The organism is Trichocoleus sp. ST-U1 (assembly GCF_039961835.1).
GTDB lineage: Bacteria > Cyanobacteriota > Cyanobacteriia > Cyanobacteriales > FACHB-T130 > FACHB-T130.
Map to the genome: position 1 here is coordinate 1 of NZ_JAMPJZ010000038.1, position 19,961 is coordinate 19,961.

A 19,961-nucleotide genomic window follows, 5' to 3' on the forward strand; every position below is an offset into this window, starting at 1 on the left:
AATCCGATAGATTTATTCAATAAGGATTAGCCAAATATCTAACACTTCTTTGCACTCAGGCTGTTTGAGCTGTCGGAGAGTGGAGGGCAGCACGAGCAGACTAAAGTTGGATAATGCCCATCTGCTTGCGTGTCAGATTGAGAGAGTCCTTTGTCACTATCGGAGCTATCTGAACTTTTTTACAGAACACAAAAAAAATAAACTCTGTTTCCGCAGTGATGGGTAAAGGATAGCCATCTTAGGGAAGGAAGGCTAGAAGGTTAGGTTATTAGACTTCTTGCGTGAATAGCGAGAGTGTGAGTAAAAGTAGGTTAAGGGGGAAAGCCAGTATGACCTACGAACAACTCAAACAACTCAAACCAAGCGCCTTTAAACGTAGATGTGGGGTGCATCCTGAAACCTTTGAGCAAATGGTCGCGGTGCTACGACCTCACGTGGATCGACGCGGCAAGCGCGGTGGACAGTGTAAATTGAGTGTGGAAGACCAACTGTTGGTTGTGCTGGAATACTGGCGAGAGTACCGCACCCAATTCCATATCGGCAGTAGTTGGGGTCTGAGTGAGTCTGCGGTCTGCCGACTGATTCAAAAAGTTGAACGGTTGTTGATGGATTCCGGCAAGTTTCGGCTACCTGGTAAGCATCAGCTTTACCAAAATGCCTACCTCTGGGAGGTGGTGGTGGTGGATGTGACTGAAAGTCCGATTGAACGCCCCAAAAAAAACAACGAGCCTATTACAGTGGCAAGAAAAAGCGGCATACTTTGAAAGCACAAGTGGTGGTTAACCAGGCGAATGGACAAATTATCTGTACTGCCTTTGGCAAAGGACAAGTGCATGATTTTCGCCTGTTTAAACGCCATCCCATTCCCTTGCTGCCGGAGCAACTCTGCTTGGCAGATAAAGGATATCAGGGGATGACAAAACTACATACTAATAGTTGCATTCCTGCTAAAAAGCCACCCAAACGCCAATTAGATAAGAGTGAGCGTCAGCACAATCGCCATTTGGCTCGATTGAGAGTGATTGCGGAGCACATCAATCGACGGTTGAAAATTTTCCGCATTCTGGGAGAACAATACCGCAATCGTCGTCGGCGATTTGGATTCCGTTTCAACCTCATTGCCGCGATCGTTAATATTGAACTGCTCCGTTCCCAATCTGCCTGATTCACGCAAGAGGTCTATTCTGCCGTATTCGCTTCAAATGAAAAGCGCTAATTCCTGAATTAAAGCGAATCTGCACAAATTAAGCCATTTATTAATGCTTTTGACCATTTTTGGATCTATCTCCAAACAAGGAACATACTTCTAAGCAACCCTTCTAAGAGAAAATATCCGCTTAAACTAAATAGCAAGCTCCTTCATCTATAGACCTGTCCGAAAGCTCAACTCCAAGCGAACAGCACAAAATATAACTACTTGTCAGCCAGGTTTAGTGACTCGCTAGCAGCGTAGGTTATCAAACCGAGCGCCCCTCACCGTCGCCGGGAGGGATTGGGAGATGCAGGTTTGCCTCTGAAGATAAGAGGAGGGGGTTCTACTGTCCCCCTTAAACGGGTATCCCTAATCTACATAGCGATTGTCCTGATATAGCTAGCTCAAAGCTGAAGCCAACAGATAACAAAAAGGCTTCCTAGACCCTTCTTCTTCCAGGCTCTGATCTAATGAAACAACTCGCTATTTCTCAATTCCGTAAATATGGCTTAATTGGCGTTATCTCATGCGCCACCATGCTAGGGACAAGTTTCTGCCTCTTGAGTCAAGCAAAAGACTATTCCGCTACTCAAGGTCATCCCTCCCTTGCTTCTGGCTTAATATGGCCCACTCAAGGGAATCTCACTCAAGGCTTTAATACTTATCACGAAGGAATTGATATTGCTAATAGCACTGGAACTCCGATTGTTGCTGCCGCATCGGGTACAGTCATCAAAGCTGGTCGTGATGATTCGGGATGGGGACTAGGCAATGTAATAGAAATCCAGCATCCCGACGGAAGCCACACAGTGTATGGTCACAATAGTCGTCTTTTGGTAAGCAAGGGTCAACAAGTTACTCAGGGTCAAGTAATTGCTGAGATGGGTTCGACAGGCAATAGTACAGGTCCTCATCTTCACTTTGAATATCATCCTGATGGTCGTCTAGCGGTTGACCCAGCTACCGGATTGCCTTCTTTAGTCGCAGGCAGGATTCCACCACTGCAAATTGCAACCGCTGCGCCGAAACCCATTGTACCGCTTCCAGCCTCTCAGGCTGTACGCAACAATGCAAACACGAGAGGCAACAACCCCACATACCCGAATCTAAATGTTTATCCTGGGGGTCGTCAGCAAGGGAACTCTCTTCCAGTACCGCGCGCGATCGCACCCAAACCACTGCAACCGATTGCAGTGACTCCGGCACCAGCGACTTATGCTGTTGCTGCGACTTTCAATCAATGCGGCAACCCCTTGATTGAAGGTGAGACGGCAAGCTCTCTGGTGAAAGTTTGTCGGGAAAATGGTCAATTGTTTTATATGGGGCAATTAAAGCAACAACCGAGCGCTTCGATGCAGCTTGCTGCTTGGCGTGTTGGGCAGGATCGGTATCAAGCGGATAACGGCAGTTATTCTTATTTTATTAGTCCACGCGGAGTAGAAGTTTGGCGAAATGGTCGTCAGCTCCGTTCTGAGCCTTTTAACGGTTCTTTGAAGATTTCACGGTTCTAAAAGCTTTGGTTTGACGACTGATGGTTACGAATCTTCAAAGAACGTGCTAAGAGAAAGTGCTACCCGATTTCTTCTCTAGATAGACTATCAGGTTCTCTATAGGCGATCGCTCTTTCTACCCTGATTTTCCAAGGGAGGTGACAAAGCGATCGCCTTTTCTTTACTTCTTCTTAATAAAACTTATTTTTCTTCACTTTTTTCTGAATAAAAAATTAAGATTTTAAGATTGCGATAATGTCTACCTTATTGTTTGACTATTGTGAGGAGTTAAAGCCTTACAGTATTGATTAACCAGATAGACAAAGCGTTCTGACCGACACGAGCATTACCATCTCGCATCGATGCAACTTTTCTGAAGGTGCGTCAGTGCGGGAAAACAGCGATCGGACAACTGAGCAAACGATTTATTCTAAAGCGGGGATAGACCAGATATTTCTGGAACTTGACTCGTTGATTGAATTGCCATCTGTCAGTTCACATTATTTGTGTATTGCTGAATTGTCTGTATGTTTTGGAACGGCTACAGTTGAACGTCTCATTTAGAAAGTAAATTGCACATTAGGTTCCTCTAATGTGGCTGAAACTCAACAATTCATAAAAAATCACCTGAGTTTCCGAAAAATGTTTCCGAAAAACTCAGCAGCCATCCTGAAGCATCACAAAGTGTTTCTCAACCATACGGAGAAAAATCATGGAAACTCTTGCTTACATTCATGTTTCTAATACCTATGAAGAGGCAGAAGCTGGTATCGAGTATACTCTGCGTGACTTTTCGCTGAACTGGAAGCAACCACCGAGTTCAGCTTGGCTGGGTTTACTTGGTGTAGCTTTCTTGTTCGGAGGTCTCAGCGAGATCCAACCAGCTAACGCAGCACAGTATTTTGTAAATACAAACGGCAGTTGTCTCAATGCTCGCTACGGTCCCAGCACACGTTACGGAGTGCATAGCTGCGTCCGTAATGGAGCTGCACTTGCACCAGTTGTGGCTTATCGCAACGGGTATGCAAAGCTTTCTACGGGCCGTTATGTTGCTGCTAACTATATCAGCACGAGACCAGGTTCTGGTTCTAATCCTGGTTCTGGTGTTGGCGGTTCCTTTCTCCGCCTAGGCTCTAGAGGTTCTGCTGTTCGACAAGTTCAATCTGCTTTAGGGGTTTCACCGACTGGATATTATGGTTCGGTGACTCAAAGAGCAGTCCGGAATTTTCAGTCGAGAAATGGCTTACGTGCAGATGGAGTAGTGGGACCGCAAACTCGCAGAGCGCTGGGAGTATAGAGAAGATTTAGCTAAGAAGCTGGTCTATCTATCCTAGAACGAGCTGAGTTAACCTCATTTCATCGAATTGATTTTACTGTTTAACAAGAATAGGGCGCACAACTGCGCCCTATTCTTTTGGGTTTCACTCAAATTTGGGATGGGGTGAGTTTGCAGTCGATTGGTAGCAAAACTCAGTTAAATATCCCATCCTAAAGACTTCGCAACTTGATCTGCCAGAGTCATCGGGTCGAAAGGTTTCGCAATTACTGCCTTTACTCCTAGTTGAGCAAAACGGCGTTGGTCAGCAGCCTGCATTTTAGCCGTCAACAACAGCACGGGGATGTGCTGGGTTACTGGATTGGCTTGCAGCTGTTGAAAAGTCGTTGTACCGTCCCAGTCGGGCATCATCACATCTAGAAGGATGGCGTCAAGTGGTTCAACTTCAGCCTTGGCAAGCCCTTCCCTTCCGGAACTCGCTGTCATAACGTCCCAGCTGGCGACCATTTCTAAGCTTAGCTGAGCCACTTCCCGAATATCCTCTTCATCATCAATTACCAGGATGCGCTTCGTTGTCACCATTGCAGTTTTCCTTCCTGTTGGGAACCATCCGATTCAGCAAGGCAATGATGCGCCCTTCAAATTGTTCTGGAGTAATCCGACCTTTAGTGAGAAACTCGGTTTGTTCTAGCCGCAGCCGCTCTCTTTCGGCGTTGTTCAAATCCTTAGCAGAATATACCACGATTGGAATTTGGCGCAGGCGATTGCACTGACGCAGCCAGTCTACTACAGCAAAACCATCGTACTCCGGCAGTACGATATCCAGCACTAGCAGATCGGGATTGATATTTGCTAATTTTTGAATTGCCTCGCGTCCGTTCTTCGCGTGAATCGTTTCCAAACCGTGGCGCTCAAACCGAGCAATCAGTACCCGCGCCAGATCCAGGTCGTCTTCCACCAGCAAAACTCTAGCAACCTTTGCCTGTTGCAACGACTGCTCTAGCGCTTGAAATAAGGATGCTTCATTTAAGGGTTTGCGAACCCAGCCGGTAAAATCAGGAGGGCGCGGCTTGTCATCATCTGAGTTTGGTGGAAGCGATACCTGAGGCAGAATGTCGTTGATTGTAGAATCCACGCTGTCAATATTAGAACTGGCTGCATTTTCCATTGCAATTGCATTGGTAGCGATCGCATCTGAAGACTCAGACGGCTGCAACTGACCCAGATCGGTTTGCAGAAGGTTTCCATCTAGCAGGCTACTTAAGGTCTGATTCTCTAAAGAAGATTTGAGGAGATTACTCTGCTCTGGGGATAAAACGCTGAAAATGACGATGGGAATTTCCCTTGTATCGGGTCGCTGTTTCAAAACCGCCATTGTTTGCCAGCCGTTCATACCGGGCATAATCAGGTCGAGCAGAATCACCGCAGGTTGCTCCTGTAGCGCCAATTCTACCGCTTCTTGACCTGAGAAAGCCGTCTTGACTTGGTAGCCGCGCTGTTCTAATAAAGTTTGGACTACAGCACAGACCGCAGGCTCATCATCGCACACCAGCACGAGAGGCGTACCTAGTGCATTCTCAGCATCCGAAGGTAAGGGCACGGCACTGTCCTGAGTATCCACAGGGGAGTATTCGGCTTGGGCTGTCGTCACATCTCCCAAAGACAGATTCTCCCGTTCATCCTCAGCATTCAGCATTCGTGTCTCACCACTCAAAAGGGGCAGTGTAAAGAAAAAGGTACTGCCTTCATTCAGCGTACTTTCGACCCAGATACGACCTCCATGCTGTTGCACAATGCTGCGACAGATTGCTAACCCCAGACCTGTGCCACCTTTATCGCGCGAGTCAGAGGCATCAACTTGTTGGAATCGGTTAAAGATGCTTTCCAGCTTCTGTGCGGGAATCCCTCGTCCCTGGTCTTTCACTTTGAACAATACTGTGAGGGTGAGAGGTTGAGGAAGTGAGGGGGTAAATTCTTTCCCTGTTCCACCCTCCCCGACTCCAGAAGCGGGAAATCGCGTCTCTACAAGCGGCTCCCTGGTCTGCTGAATTTCGGCGCTGAGATAGACGCTGCTGCTAGGAGGGGAGAATTTGATGGCATTGCTGAGTAGGTTCGTCAGGGTCTGGATGATCCGGTCAGGATCGGCGTACAGTTGGGCGGATAGGGGAGACACGGATAGGGTGACTCCAGCTTTGTCAGCCATTGCCCGCATCACCTCTGATGCCTGAAGCATTAGAGTTGCCGCATCGCAAATCTGATTCTCCATCGCCACCTGACCCGACTCGATGCGCTCAATATCGAGGATGTCGTTAATCAGGCGCACTAAGCGGTCGGTATTCGAGACGGCAATCTCCAGCATCCGTTGAGCCTTTTCCGGTTTAGCAGTCAGCAGACCCCCTGCCAGCAAGCCGAGGGCACCGCGAATCGAGGTTAGGGGCGTCCGCAGTTCGTGACTGACGATAGAGACAAACTCATCTTTGAGGCGTTCTATGGCGCGGCGATCGCTAATGTCACGAGCGATCGCTGAGGCACCCGTCACCTGACCCACCCGATTCTTAATTGGAGAAATCGTAATGGCAACATCAATTTGGCTACCGTCTTTTTTAAGGCGCACGGTTTCATAAGGGGGGATGCGTTCTCCCTGCTTGATTCTTGCCAAAATTGACGGCATCTCATTGAAGCGGTCGGGTGTCAACAGAATCGAGATTGGCTGTCCCTTGACTTCTTGGGCGGTATAGCCATAGATTCGTTCAGCCCCTGAGTTCCAGCTGGTAATGATTCCATCTAGTGTTTTGCCCACGATTGCATCCTCTGAGGACTCAACAATCGAGGCTAGTTGGGATAAAGCTTCCTCCCCCCGCTTGCGTTCGGTGATGTCTCGTAAAATTACGGTAAATATTTTTTCCCCAGCTAATTCCAGCTTAGAAATGGAAGCTTCCGCTGGAAACTCCACACCATTTTTACGCTGTCCAAAAACCTCGTTGCGCTCTCCCATCTTCCGGGCGGTACCCACAGAAGTGTCAAAATTGCGAATATGCTGACGGTGAGCGATCGCAGCCCGCTTTGGCAACAGCAAATCCAGGGACTGACCAATTACCTCATTGGCGGTATAGCCAAATATTTTTTCCGCCCCTTGGTTAAATAAGGTAATTTGTTGAGTTTCGTTTACGGAAATAATTGCATCCTCAGCAATATCTAAAATCCCAGCCAGTCGCGCTTGCGATGCCTTTCTCTCCTCTTCTGCCAACTTGCGCTGCGTGATGTCTTGAATCTGAGCAGTAAACAACGGTTCACCCTTGGCATTATGCACTAGCGATCCACTCAAGAAAATCCATACAATGTGTCCCTGTTTGTGGAGGTATCGCTTCTCCACGTTGTAATGCTGAATCTTGCCAGCCAGCATTTGGTGCATATATTCCAGATTGGTTTCTAAATCGTCTGGATGCGTAATCGCTTGGAAGTTCCTAGCCAATAATTCTTGCTCCGAATAGCCAACGATCTCGCATAAAGAACGATTGACTTCCAGCCAGCGTCCATCTGTTGCCACCAGCGCCATTCCCACCGCCGCATAGTCAAAGGCACTCCGAAATCGTTCTTCGCTTGCTTGCAGCGCCTCCTCTATCTGCAAGCGGTAGGCGATTTGGTTTTCCAGTTCTCGGTTCGTTGCTTCCAACACTGCGGGGCTTGGGAGAGCAAGCGCTTGAGGAACCAAGGGCACCAGAGACGCAGCCGTGTACACCGAGACTAAAGCGGTAATTGCTTTGATGAACCCAGACAGCCAATAGGTAGGATGCCAAAGCGTCCAAATCTCCATGACATGGGTGGTACCACACGCGATGATAAATGAGCCAAATAGTAGAAAAATCCAGTCAAATGGAAGATCCTGACGCTTCCGGACAAAGTAGAACAGCGTCACCGGGATCGAATAATAAGCAAGGGCAATTAGAGAATCGGACACGATATGAAGCCACACCAAACCAGGCTTCCATAGGTAACAATGACCGTGAGGGATAAACCCTCCTGAACTAAAAAAGACATTTAAAAATTCCAGCATCCAGCTTCTTTCCTTACCCTTGAAGTAAAAAAGACGTTTAAAAATTCCAGCCTCAAGCTTCTTTCCTTAGCAGCCTGAGTCTACCTTAAAGTAAATTTTCTGGCAGGGCGATAAGATACTCTCAGAAAAGGCTTTAATAACCTCCATTCCCCTCGTTGGTAATCCCATTTTGTTTGACCGTTACCATACTTAATTTTCTGAGTTTGATTTTCTGAAGCTACGGACTGGTAGAGACAAGGAAAATCGTAAGTATTTGACAATCCAAAATAGTATAGCAATCAGATTTTAGTTATGAGCTAGAGGTTCAGCTACCCGACTTCTTAGAGAAGTCGGGTAGCTCGCCTTCTAATCATTTAGTAAACTTGCTATCAACTCATTCTGCTGGTGGAGGGATGCATAGCTTTCCTAGCCTAACTTATAAATTCTCTCTGTATTTGTTTTCTCTGCCGCCTCTGCGGTTCGTAAAAAACAACATTTTTAAAGCTAAATGTAATTACAATAGCCTTTATTATTTTATTAATATATCTTTTTCATTTAAAATGGTTTATATAGGTAGGATTAAGCCTCATATTATTAAATACAGATTTTAGCAAAGTTGCGTTTGCCAATCAGTCTATGAATCCAGAAGACATTCGGATAGCGATCGCGCAAGCTAGAGACGCTTGGATTGCGCGTGACGGCGAGGCTCTAGCGGCACTGTTTACGCCCAACGGTGAAATCATCGTACCGGGTCAACGATGGCAGGGGCAAGAGAGAATTCGGCAAGAAGTCGCTCATTTTGCTCAGCAGTATTCAGATGTAAGAATTGAGATTCAGCAGGTTATCGTTGATGGCGATCGCGCAGTCGTTGAGTGGTATTACGAAGATACTGAAAATTCAACTGGTCGTCGTAACAAAGCCGATGATGTTATTGTTATTAGTTTCAAAGAGGGTTGGATTACTCGCTGGCGTGAATATTTTGATACTGAAACACCTAAGTTAAGAACATGATAATTAATTCTGTCAAAATTTAAATGAGGTGAGGAAACTATGAGCGATGAGCAAGAGGTATTAGCCGCAAATCAGGCTTTCTATCGAGCCTTCGAGAAAAAAGATATCGAAGCCATGAGTGCAATCTGTTCGCAAGGAACCGGGACTCTTTGTATACACCCCGGACGCAAAGCACTGAAAGGCGGCAAGGAAATTCGCTCTTCCTGGGAACAGATATTTAAAAACACCAGTTACATTGAAATAGAAACAGAGATTGTTACTACAGAGATTCGAGATAATATTGCCTACGTTGTACTTGTCGAAAATGTGTTTCAAGTCAGCGGTGGCAGAAGAGTTAAAGCCCAGTCGATGGCAACGAATATTTTTGAGCGAATGGCCCAAAAGTGGTATTTAGTCCATCACCACGGGAGTCCTTTAATGCGTTAAAGGTTGGGAAGCCACCTGAAAACGGAGGCTTCCCCACTCTTGCGACGTGGCGTTTGAGGAACGAAACTTAATGCTGACACAGAGATAAGGATGGGGAACTACAAATAATTCGATCCATCTAAATAGTGATTTTCGTCCCTCAATTTCTGAAGTGGATAACAGCGTCTCCTAAAGTTTCTGTTGTACCTTACAGAACCCCGGACTAGAGTTGCTTAGCGATAGATTCAAGAGGATTAGGTTGAGCATTTTTTGGATATTGCGGCACCACCCTGGGGTAAGGATTGATCGAAGCCTCATCAACCCAGCCGGAATAATATTTGACGCTAGTAGAATTCTTCGACAAATTCACTAAATCCAAATCGCCTCGCATGGCATTAAGGTTGATGCCACCGCTAGGATTGCGCTCTATAGAACCAATGCCTCTAGGACCTCCCCCAGAGTGACACTCACACACTTCATCAAATCCTCGGACAAAGCGCGAACCGTCCCAATGCCAGTCATTACCAGGCCAGGAGACAGGAGAAAACCACACCGGCGGCTTTTCCGATGATCCAAAAATTTCAGACCAAGAAGTTGCCCCCTGCCCATCCAGCGTCACTGTGAAGCCTGTTTCATATCTGACTTCGTAACGACCTTTCCGGCGCGGCAGAGGTTGATCGTTACTGGTATAGTCTGTAGGCAACCACCAGAGAACTTCAACGGTTTTTCCCGCAGTCGTATCGAGAGTAGCCGCAGGGGTGTCGTTCAACAATGCGCTGTAGAGAGGCACTTTCGCGGTCGGTAGTTGTGCGGTGATGGCAAATCGCCAGCATTTCCAATCAGGATTATCGGGAACTGACAATTGCAACTGGCAGACCCCGTTGCCTGTACCAACCCAAAGCCGATCTGATTCCAGCAATAACCGATCGGGAATTACACCGATGAGCGGGCTGTTGTCTACGCGGTACGAAGTCACAGAACCAGATTGCAGGTCAGAAGAGTCGGGACGGTACGCGACTAATCCCATTCCTGGTGAATAGTTGTTGCCTTCTCCACTAATTTTTGTTGCTATCCAGAATGTTGGGTGATCGCGAGTTCCTGCAATCTCGAAATCGAGAATCTCCTGTCTATCCATCCCTTGTGGATGAATAACTGTCCATTTCTGCTGCTGCGGCTGATAACCAACGAGAGTTGTTTTGCCGGTATACCCTTCTCCTTGCGGAAAGGCAAGCGACCACCACAAGCGATCGCCTACAATTTTAGCGGCGGTAATGTAAGGAAAGCTCAGACAACCGCCTGTGTATAGGGTTTGAGTTTTTGGTTGCTTATTTTCGGGCGTAATTAGCGTAATTACGACTTTTGCTTCTTTTTGGCAATCTGGAGTTTCTGAATTCCCTTCACGACTTACCCGATATTGATAAGTCTTGCCTTTATGTTCAATCGTTTCGTAACGAGAAGGCAGATTTAACTCTCCTCCCAGTGCTTTTTGATGCTTCTCTGGCTGAGAAACAAAATTTTTGGGGAGGCTTCCTGGTTGCACAGAAAAATTACTACTATTTTTGTCAAAAACAAAATCATACTTGCGGGATTGAAACTTTACAGTATCGCCAGCAGTCACAATGTTGCGGATGTGAAAATCAAATTGCTGAGAAGGCAATTCATCTTTATCGGAAACCAGTTTTGGCAATTTAGTTGCTGAATTATCCGAATTCGCTATCTGGGAACTTTTGTCAGTTTGTGAAGTCGTTTTTGAGTTTGAAGCCGTCGATTTAGTAGAATTAGTTGCTTGCTCAATTGCCTGAGGTGATTGAGGAGTTTGAGCTGCACAGGCATTGAGAATTCCAACAATACCGAAAATTGCCACGAGACGCTTCATCGAGAGGTTTTTTCTCTTTTTGGAAAAATCATTTAATAGGGAAATCACGTCTAAACACAGATGAACACGATAGAGATAGATACAATCTTCGTTTTTGGATTTCCCGATAAGTAAGGGTGCGAAAAAAGCTTATTTAAATAACACTTTCGCTAACGTTTATTAAAGGTCTACAAAACAGATTTTTTTCCCGTTTCAGCCTTTTCGAGATGTGTCCGTGCCTTGTAGTCGAGAACACGTGGATCTCTTGAAAATTAAATTGTGCGCTTACGTGCTGTCTCGACTAACGCCTGAAAGATGCGTTGCTGATAGGGATCTTGGAGAGCGAGTTCTGGATGCCACTGAAGTGCGATCGCCCAAGGATGCTGTTCGTGTTCCATCGCTTCAATTACGCCATCAGAAGCGCGTGCCGTAACCCTCCACCCTGGTGGTACTGTCCGCACCGCTTGATGATGCCACGAGACTATCTCCGACTCTGTAATGCCAATCATCGCTGCTAGGCGACTATCGGGGTCAATTTGCACATGATGTTCGCAGAAGCGAGACTGATGGGTGCGGTGCGCGATCGCGTCACCAAATTCATCCGGCAGATGCTGCACCAAATTGCCACCTGTTGCGACTACCAAAATTTCCAAGCCACGACAAATCCCTAAGATTGGGATATCTGTCTCTAAAACCAGCTTGGCTAAAGCTAGCTCAAAGGTATCGCGCTGACGATCGACGTTATAAACTGTGGGATGGGATGAGTCGTTGTAAATCGCGGGGTCAATATCACCCCCGCCAGAAAAGATCAATCCATCAATTCTTTCTAAGATGGCTGCGGGATCGGGTTCTCCTGGGGGCAGCAACATCGGTAAGCCACCCGCTAAGCGCACTGCCTCTACATAGTCGCCTCTGATGCTAAACAGGCGCGTATCCAGCTGACCAGCGGTAGTAATTCCAATGAGTGGCGGCTTAGATTTCATTTTCTGATGTTAGCAGTTGATCGGGCGATCGCTCTGGCTCCGCAACCTCAACATTGCGAGATTTTATCCCTGATGCGGGGAATCGCAAAATCTCTCCTATTGCTTTCAGTCTCCATCCTGAAAGTAGCTTCCGGCAATAAAGAGCGATCGCTGTCTGTGCAAGGTAGCCAATTGCGAAATCTACCGCAACATCAAACGAGCGATCGCCGTCTTTGCATTCTTAGGCTGAGTTCCCCTTAAGCATGACTGTTTTTGCAGATTTAGCGTGTCGCAGGCAATACAGTTTGCTGTGCTGTCTTGGGAATTTCAACAGCGTATGGAGGCAAGGAGAAAGTAGCTGAATTTTCGAGGGAGACGCGATCGCCTTTAGATCGCCTTTGTTGGGTGCAACGTGCCGTAAACTCTGCATCGGTGAAGCCAAGCCAGAACATCATCCCTGCTGTTTAGTAATTCAGGAAAGTTGATATTTGTGAATATTCCCTAGGGGGTAATCAAATTAGGTTAAATTTAGGTTAAGGTAACATCTACAAGAGATTTTGAAATTAAGACTCAATGTCATAAAAAGATAGCCATGATTAATCCTGACCAAGCGAGCAAAAACAGCTTTCTTTACCCTCAAAGCCGCTATTACGGCTCATTTACGCCCGAACAACTCGCTTTTAATGCCAATTTGCAAGAGTTTGCTCATAAAGTTGGCTACATTTCTGCTCTAGAGACCGGAGGCAAGCTTGCTCCCGAACAGGCATATGAACAAGTGAAGCGTCTCTGGAAACAGTTGAAACAGAGCAAGAAGGCACTCTCGATTGGTGGAGATCGACCCTCAGAAATAAGATAGTTTTTAGAGAGTCGCATTATAAAACTGATACAAGCCAGTTGAGCAATGGAATTGCTGAATACCCCTTTTGTTGTCAAAGCGTCATTGAATGGCTAGATAGGAACTGATGACAAAAGTGTTGGTGATTGAAGATGAAGAAGTCATCCGTGAGAGCATCCTAGACATCCTGATTGAAGGAGAATTTATTGCCATTGGTGCTGAAAATGGCAGCATCGGAGTGCAATTGGCAAAAGAATTGCGTCCCGATTTGATTTTATGTGATGTGAGAATGCCAGAACTTGATGGGTACGAAGTTCTCAGGGCGCTTCGTTCCGATCCGGTTACAGCTCCAATTCCCTTCATCTTTCTCACGGCTGATACTACTGAAAACTTCTTTCACCAAGGGCAACTCTTAGGTGCAAACGGTTATCTTGCTAAACCGTTTACAACTGCTTCACTTCTAGAAGCGATCGCTACTCATATGAGAAAATAATCCGACTTTCTTATTCTTAAGCAGGTGCTTGGGAATGTGTATTTAAATTTACGACTAAAGGGGGAGGCGGAGCCTCTCTTTTTTTGTCTTTAGGCAGATGCCAGTAAATGAGGAAAGTTTGGCATGAACAAGCGGCTATTTCTCATTGCTTTCTCATCACGCCTATAGACTTTCAACGCATACTTGTAGAGAGAGTGCAGGAAGCAACGCCGTGGAAAAAACGGAAAAACAGAAGATGCTGGCAGGTGAGCTATATCGAGCGTCTGATCCGGAACTTGCTGCTGCAAGCAAACGGGCGTCTCGTCTATTAAGAATGTACAATGCGACAACTGAGGAAGAGCTAGAGTTGCGATCGCAAATTCTCAACGACTTGTTCGCTCAGGTAGGCTCAACGGTTCAAATTGTACCGCCATTTCACTGTGACTACGGTAGCAATATTTACGCTGGCAACGGGTTGTACATGAATTATGGATGCGTAATTCTAGACTGCAATACCGTTCATATCGGTGACAATGTTTTGTTTGGTCCCTACGTGCAAATTTACACCGCCTATCATCCGACCGATCCTGCAATTCGGCAAACGGGTCTAGAACTCGCTACACCGATTAAAATTGGCAATAATGTCTGGATTGGAGGCGGCACTATCATTTGTCCAGGGGTAACAATTGGCGACAACACCACAATTGGAGCTGGAAGTGTTGTTGTTAAAGATATTCCTGAAAATGTTGTGGCTGCTGGAAATCCCTGTCGCATTATTCGACCAGCAACTTAAATTTTTGTTGAGTTTAATTAGAATTCATTAGAAAATTTTTAATCATTTAACAGTAGGATGACTCCAGAAGAAACTAGATTACAAGAAGACCGCGATCGCAAAGCTCATTGGCGGCGATGGGGGTCTTATTTGAGCGAACGACAGTGGGGAACGGTGAGAGAAGATTATAGTCCTGATGGCTCGGCTTGGGACTATTTTACTCACGATCAGGCTCGTTCTCGTGCTTATCGCTGGGGAGAAGATGGGATTGCCGGAATTTCGGATAACCATCAGCGACTTTGTTTTGCGATCGCGCTTTGGAATGGAGAAGATCCGATCCTAAAAGAAAGGCTTTTTGGTTTAACTGGGAAGGAAGGAAATCATGGCGAAGATGTCAAGGAATATTACTTTTATCTTGACAATACTCCCACTCATTCTTACATGAAATGTCTTTATAAATATCCACAACAAGCCTTCCCTTATACTCAACTCGTTGAAGAAAATAAGTGTAGAGGTTATCAAGATCGAGAATTTGAATTACTTGATACTGGAGTATTTGAGTCCGATGCATATTTCGATATTTTTGTTGAGTATGCCAAAGCTTCACCAGAGGATATTTTAATTCAAATCAGTGCTATCAACCGAGGAACTGAAGAGAAAACGCTGCATCTTCTCCCGACTCTCTGGTTTCGTAATACTTGGTCTTGGAATAATTCTGAAGATAAGCCCAAAATCAAAAAGCTCAAAAGTGACGATAATCTAAGTATTTTAGAAGCTACTGAAGCAACGCTGGGCGAACGCTGGCTTTATTGTGAGGGGAATCAGGGTGCGGAAACGCCGCCCCTACTGTTGTTTACAGAAAATGAAACAAATCAGGAAAGATTATTTGGGGTAAATAATCCCTCGCCCTACGTAAAAGATGGAATTAATAATTATATTGTCAGCGGTCAAAAAGATGCTGTAAATCCTAACCAAACAGGAACTAAATTTGCTGCCAATTATAGATTAAGAATTGCTGCGGGCGAAACCAAGGTGATTCGACTACGACTAACTGATTCACCTGACTTTGCAGAACCATTTGGTGCGGATTTTGACACAGCTTTCCAAAATCGCAAACGAGAAGCTGATGAATTTTACGAACAAGTTACTTCTTCGTGTTCTCTAACAGAAGACAGGCGAAATGTGCAACGCCAAGCTTTCGCGGGAATGTTGTGGAATAAGCAATATTATTACTATGTTGTAGAAGAATGGTTAAAAGGCGATCCGATTCATCCATCACCCAAGTCGCGGCAAAGCATTAGAAATTCTGAGTGGATTCATCTTTTCAATGATGACATTATTTCCATGCCGGACAAGTGGGAATATCCTTGGTTTGCAGCCTGGGATTTAGCCTTTCATGTCATTCCCTTAGCAACAATCGATCCGGATTTTGCTAAGCGGCAACTCGACAGGTTGACGCGGGAATGGTATATGCATCCCAATGGTCAATTACCAGCCTATGAATGGGATTTCAGCGATGGTAATCCGCCAGTTCATGCTTGGGCAGCATTCCGCATTTACAAGATTGAACAAAAAATGTATGGTCGCGCTGATAAGAAGTTTTTAGAGCGCGTGTTTCAAAAATTACTACTCAATTTTACCTGGTGGGTGAACCGCAAAGATATCGGAGGGAAAAATGTATTTCAGGGAGGTTTCTTAGGAATGGATAACATTGGTGTCTTTGACAGAAATGTAGAACTTCCTACAGGCGGAAACCTAGAACAGTCTGATGGTACAAGTTGGATGGGAATGTACTGTCTAAATATGCTAGCGATCGCGCTAGAGTTAGCGCAAGAAAATTCCGCTTACGAAGATATCGCTAGCAAATTTTTTGAACACTTCCTTTATATCGCTGATGCGATGAACTGTATGGGCGATGCGGAGACATCTCTGTGGGATGAAGCTGATGGCTTTTACTACGATATGCTGCATTTACCCGATGGTCGCTATTTGCCCCTAAAAGTGCGTTCAATGGTTGGGCTGATTCCCCTATTAGCAGTTGCCACGATTGAACCAGAAATGTTGGAGAAACTTCCAGGTTTTCAACAACGAATGCAATGGTTTATCCAAAATCGCCCTAACCTGAAGCAAAATGTTGCGTGTATGGAAACGCCAGGGGTTGGTGCTAGAAGATTACTTGCGATCGCTTATCGAGATAAACTCCGCCGGATCTTAGAGAAAATGCTCGATGAAAATGAATTCTTAAGCCCCTATGGGATTCGCTCCGTTTCAAAATTTCATGCGAGTAATCCATACATTTTTGAGGTAAATGGAGAAGAATACCGGGTAGATTACGAACCGGCAGAATCCAGGAGCGGCTTATTTGGGGGGAATTCCAACTGGCGCGGGCCTATTTGGTTTCCGATTAATTATTTAATTATTGAAGCGCTTCAAAAATTTCATTACTACCTGGGTGATGATTTCCAAGTCGAATGTCCCACAGGTTCTGGTCAAATGATGAATCTCTGGGAAGTCGCCACAGAATTGTCGCAAAGGCTAACCCGAATTTTCCTTCAGGATGAATCAGGTAAACGTCCGGTTTATGGCGACTCGGAAACCTTTCAAAATAATCCCCATTGGCGCGATTTAATTCTGTTCTACGAATATTTTCATGGCGATAATGGCGCAGGACTGGGCGCTAGTCATCAAACTGGCTGGACAGGTGTAGTCGCTAAACTCATTCAGCAATGCGGCGAATACGGCGGACAAAATCAAGCTTCCAAACCTGCTCAAAAATAGGCTGAACGGTGAACTATTATCAGTAGCAGGGTGATTCAGCTTACTACTGCAAACTGGACGGGCAAAGTGTTGGGAATTGGAAAACTGGGTAAACCGGAATTCAAGGCTGGAGTCAAATGGTTAGCTTGGTCAGCAGGTCTAGCAGTAGCAAGCGTAGGAGGTTGGCTAGTTTATGGGTTGCTGCTAAATCGCTCCAGCGATCCGGTGGCGGTGCGTTTGGTAAAAGTAGAGCGAGGCACCGTTGAGAACACGATCAATGAAAGTGGCGTGGTTGAATTAGGCGGTCAGCAAACCCTCAAATCCCCAGCGGAAAGCGCTGTAGAACGGGTGTTAGTACAACTTGGCGATCGCGTTCAAGCCGGTCAAAAACTCATCGTTCTGCGCGACACCAAGCAAGAAACAAGCCTCGACGCCCAGCAGTTGGAGATTACTAAACAGGAACTCACTTTGGCACGCAGTCGCCAGAAAGTTGAAGAAGCCCAGGAAAGGCTAACAACTGCCCGAAGAGAACTTCAAAATCGTGTCAATCAGCAGGCGGCAATTCGGAAACAGGAACTTAGCATCAAACGCAATCAGCAGAAGATTGCCGAAGCTCAGGAAAAGCTAACGGCTGCCCAACAGGAACTCAAGCAGCTGCAAGTCCTCGCTGACAAAGGCTTCATTCCAGCCAACGAACTCCAGAATCAGCAAGAACAAGTCCGCGATGCCCAGTCTGCTTTACGAGATGCTCAGTTAGAAGCGAGTACAAGTAACTTAGAACTCCAGAACCTTCAGCAGCAGCGTCAAACTGACCAGCAAGAAATCTTAGACAAGGTGGCGACTGCACAAACTGAACTGCGGCAGGCACAATTAGAAGTCGCTACCACCAGTCGGGACATCCAGATGAAGGTGCTGGAAATCAAAAATCTTCAGCAGCAACTCCAAAACAACATCGTCACTGCACCCATTCAAGGGAAAGTTCTTAACATCATGGTTAAGAATGAGAATGGCGTCAACATTGGGAATGACCTGCTGACTTTAGGCGATCCGACACAAGAGTTGGTGAAACTCAATCTTTCCACACTCAATGCTGCCAAAGTGAAGAGCAATCAACGTGTCCGCATTAGTGTGATTGGTCCCGATGCGAAGAAATTTACCGGACGAGTGCAAAGCTTGTATCCCCAAGCGATCGCTAGCACTTCTAGCAGCAGCGAGCAGGAAAGCCAATCCGGACAAGCCACGGTGCCTGCAACTGTCAAGCTTGACCAACCCACCCGCAGATTAATTCCTAGCAGCCAAGTCAGCGTCGAAATTATTTTGCAGCAGCGCCAGAACGTCGTGGTTTTGAATACGGAAGCCATACAGCGCTCTGGTTCTAAACCCTTTGTCTGGGTACGAGATCAAGGCAAGGCGCAAAAACGGGACGTATCTTTGGGGCTAGAGGGATTAACAACCGTAGAAGTGACTTCAGGTTTGCAACCGGGGGACTCCGTGGTGCTGCCCCCACCGGATGCTTCCTTAGAGCCAGGAACGCCGGTTATTGTTCAAGAGAAATTAGAAAAGAAAGATGAAAAGTGATTGGTAATTGGTGATTGGTAATTGGTAATTGGTAATCGGTAATTGGTAATTAATATCCTTGCTCTCATGCTCAGCCTGGGAAACAGAAAAAAGAAACATGAGAAGTAATTGGTAATTCCTAATTTTTAAGTTGATATGAGCCTCTCCCCCTTCGACCTCCTCGCACTCACCTGTAACTCGCTACGCAGTAACCCTGTGCGTTCAACCCTTACCACTTTGGGCGTTTTTATGGGTGTAGCAGCAGTCAGCGCCACGCTTCAAGTGGGCAGCATCAGTCGAGCGGTAATTGCCAAGCAACTCGCTGAGAGAGACGCCCCTCAAGTCTCTGTCTACATGAATGGGGAACTCCGGTCAGAAGACATGGAATACTTGCGACAGCGGCTAGAGGGCGTGCGGGCAATCAGTGCCTCTAGTGGGTTCTATCCGAATCCTCAAACCTTATTTCAGGATGAAGAAGCCCAACCTAATATGAGGTCTGTTACTCAAGACTTTCTGCTCACGTCGGGAAAGCAATTGGTAGCGGGGCGCTTCTTCACTCCTGCCGATTTTGAAAACTATCGCCCTGTCGTGGTGCTCGATCAATTTTTAGTAGACAAACTTTTTAAAGGTCAGAAAGCTGTTGGAGAAACCATTTATGCCAATTCAAGACCCTACGTCGTTGTCGGGGTCGTGCCAACCGTTACCCCATCTTTTGGGGAACCTGAAGGTGAGGTATTGATACCGATGTCGTTTTACTACGCCCTGACGGGTAGCCGCGACCTTGGCTCCTTCAAGATACGCCCTTACAAAATAGAAGACTTAGAAGATTTGGCAGACAAAGCCAAGCAACTGATGGAGCAGCGCTTCCCAGGCAAAGAGGTTTATGCCTGGAACAACGTAGACGAAATCTTGGCGCAGCAGCAAACCTTGGAAATGGCATCCAATGGGCTGACAGCCGTGGGAATCATTTCGCTACTCATCGGTGGCGTCGGCATTGCCAATATCACAATCGCAGCAGTAATGGAGCGTACCCCAGAAATTGGGCTGAGGCGGGCAATTGGGGCAAAAAGGCGGGACATCTTGCTGCAATTTATTCTGGAAGCGGCAATCCTGAGTTTATTGGGGGGAACTGCCGCTATTATCTCGGTGCATGGCTTGACGATGGTTGTCGCCGAAACTTTTAAGTTACCTTACGAATTTGAAAGCAAGACGGCTGCCTTGTCCTTAGGATCTGCACTTTTGGTGGGAGTAGGCGCGGGGTTTTTACCTGCTGTGAGAGCTAGCCGACTCGATCCCGTGAAAGCACTGCGTAACTCTTAGCCTCACTAATAGGCATTGTGTCAA

Annotated in this window: 17 protein-coding genes; 12 read left to right on the top strand and 5 right to left on the bottom strand. The window is 46.3% G+C overall.

The annotated features are described in order from the left end of the window. Nucleotides 1-329: 329 nt before the first annotated feature. The 3 genes from NDA06_RS14845 (at nt 330) to NDA06_RS14855 (ending at nt 3,979) form a co-directional block, all read left to right on the top strand. A protein-coding gene (locus NDA06_RS14845; protein ID WP_242047552.1) for an IS5 family transposase occupies nt 330-1,165 on the top strand; the annotation gives its coding sequence in 2 pieces (ribosomal slippage) (nt 330-720 and nt 720-1,165; 837 coding nt in all). Between the two features lie 497 nt (nt 1,166-1,662). After that, nucleotides 1,663-2,703 (top strand): M23 family metallopeptidase, encoded by a 1,041-nt coding sequence (locus NDA06_RS14850; protein ID WP_190986856.1) that lies wholly within the window; start codon nt 1,663-1,665, stop codon nt 2,701-2,703. A 691-nt stretch (nt 2,704-3,394) separates the two neighbouring features. After that, a complete protein-coding gene (locus tag NDA06_RS14855) occupies nt 3,395-3,979 on the top strand; it encodes a peptidoglycan-binding domain-containing protein (protein ID WP_190410065.1) in 585 nt (194 codons plus the stop codon). Nucleotides 3,980-4,156: 177 nt separating this feature from the next. Here the strand turns inward: NDA06_RS14855 and NDA06_RS14860 are convergent, their stop codons facing one another. Together NDA06_RS14860 and NDA06_RS14865 are read right to left on the bottom strand one after the other, a co-directional pair. After that, the gene (locus tag NDA06_RS14860; protein WP_190410137.1) at nt 4,157-4,537 is read right to left on the bottom strand and encodes a response regulator; all 381 of its coding nucleotides are present in this window, start codon (nt 4,535-4,537) and stop codon (nt 4,157-4,159) included. Continuing rightward, the gene (locus NDA06_RS14865) at nt 4,509-8,012 is read right to left on the bottom strand and encodes a PAS domain S-box protein (RefSeq protein WP_190986855.1); all 3,504 of its coding nucleotides are present in this window, start codon (nt 8,010-8,012) and stop codon (nt 4,509-4,511) included. Before NDA06_RS14865 ends, NDA06_RS14860 begins: the two co-directional genes overlap by 29 nt. A gap of 615 nt (nt 8,013-8,627) precedes the next feature. On the opposite strand from NDA06_RS14865, the gene NDA06_RS14870 reads away from it, so the two are divergent. Together NDA06_RS14870 and NDA06_RS14875 are read left to right on the top strand one after the other, a co-directional pair. After that, complete coding sequence (locus NDA06_RS14870) at nt 8,628-9,002, top strand: nuclear transport factor 2 family protein (protein ID WP_190410063.1); 375 nt, start codon at nt 8,628-8,630, stop codon at nt 9,000-9,002. Between the two features lie 39 nt (nt 9,003-9,041). Continuing rightward, a complete protein-coding gene (locus NDA06_RS14875) occupies nt 9,042-9,428 on the top strand; it encodes a nuclear transport factor 2 family protein (protein ID WP_190533823.1) in 387 nt (128 codons plus the stop codon). Between the two features lie 202 nt (nt 9,429-9,630). Here NDA06_RS14875 and NDA06_RS14880 read toward each other — a convergent pair whose 3' ends face one another. Together NDA06_RS14880 and NDA06_RS14885 are read right to left on the bottom strand one after the other, a co-directional pair. Beyond that, the gene (locus tag NDA06_RS14880; RefSeq protein ID WP_190986854.1) at nt 9,631-11,283 is read right to left on the bottom strand and encodes a hypothetical protein; all 1,653 of its coding nucleotides are present in this window, start codon (nt 11,281-11,283) and stop codon (nt 9,631-9,633) included. 251 nt (nt 11,284-11,534) lie between these two features. Continuing rightward, nucleotides 11,535-12,245, bottom strand: coding sequence for a gamma-glutamyl-gamma-aminobutyrate hydrolase family protein (locus NDA06_RS14885; protein ID WP_190428368.1), 711 nt, complete (start codon nt 12,243-12,245; stop codon nt 11,535-11,537). Between the two features lie 6 nt (nt 12,246-12,251). On the opposite strand from NDA06_RS14885, the gene NDA06_RS14890 reads away from it, so the two are divergent. Further along, complete coding sequence (locus NDA06_RS14890; RefSeq protein ID WP_190428367.1) at nt 12,252-12,485, top strand: hypothetical protein; 234 nt, start codon at nt 12,252-12,254, stop codon at nt 12,483-12,485. Nucleotides 12,486-12,505: 20 nt separating this feature from the next. Here the strand turns inward: NDA06_RS14890 and NDA06_RS14895 are convergent, their stop codons facing one another. Further along, complete coding sequence (locus NDA06_RS14895; protein WP_190428456.1) at nt 12,506-12,679, bottom strand: hypothetical protein; 174 nt, start codon at nt 12,677-12,679, stop codon at nt 12,506-12,508. A gap of 137 nt (nt 12,680-12,816) precedes the next feature. Between NDA06_RS14895 and NDA06_RS14900 the strand changes: the two genes are divergently transcribed. From NDA06_RS14900 to NDA06_RS14925, 6 genes are all read left to right on the top strand, one after another. Next, nucleotides 12,817-13,080: a hypothetical protein gene (locus tag NDA06_RS14900; RefSeq protein WP_190410057.1), complete on the top strand. Its 264-nt coding sequence runs from the start codon at nt 12,817-12,819 to the stop codon at nt 13,078-13,080. Nucleotides 13,081-13,186: 106 nt separating this feature from the next. Next, nucleotides 13,187-13,552, top strand: a complete 366-nt coding sequence (locus tag NDA06_RS14905; protein WP_190410056.1) for a response regulator — start codon at nt 13,187-13,189, stop codon at nt 13,550-13,552. Between the two features lie 211 nt (nt 13,553-13,763). Further along, nucleotides 13,764-14,324, top strand: coding sequence for a sugar O-acetyltransferase (locus NDA06_RS14910; RefSeq protein WP_190986853.1), 561 nt, complete (start codon nt 13,764-13,766; stop codon nt 14,322-14,324). A gap of 57 nt (nt 14,325-14,381) precedes the next feature. Continuing rightward, nucleotides 14,382-17,081: a glucosidase gene (locus NDA06_RS14915; RefSeq protein WP_190986852.1), complete on the top strand. Its 2,700-nt coding sequence runs from the start codon at nt 14,382-14,384 to the stop codon at nt 17,079-17,081. A gap of 30 nt (nt 17,082-17,111) precedes the next feature. Next, complete coding sequence (locus NDA06_RS14920) at nt 17,112-18,638, top strand: efflux RND transporter periplasmic adaptor subunit (protein ID WP_347277064.1); 1,527 nt, start codon at nt 17,112-17,114, stop codon at nt 18,636-18,638. 135 nt (nt 18,639-18,773) lie between these two features. Continuing rightward, a complete protein-coding gene (locus NDA06_RS14925) occupies nt 18,774-19,937 on the top strand; it encodes an ABC transporter permease (RefSeq protein WP_190428460.1) in 1,164 nt (387 codons plus the stop codon). Nucleotides 19,938-19,961 lie beyond the last annotated feature (24 nt).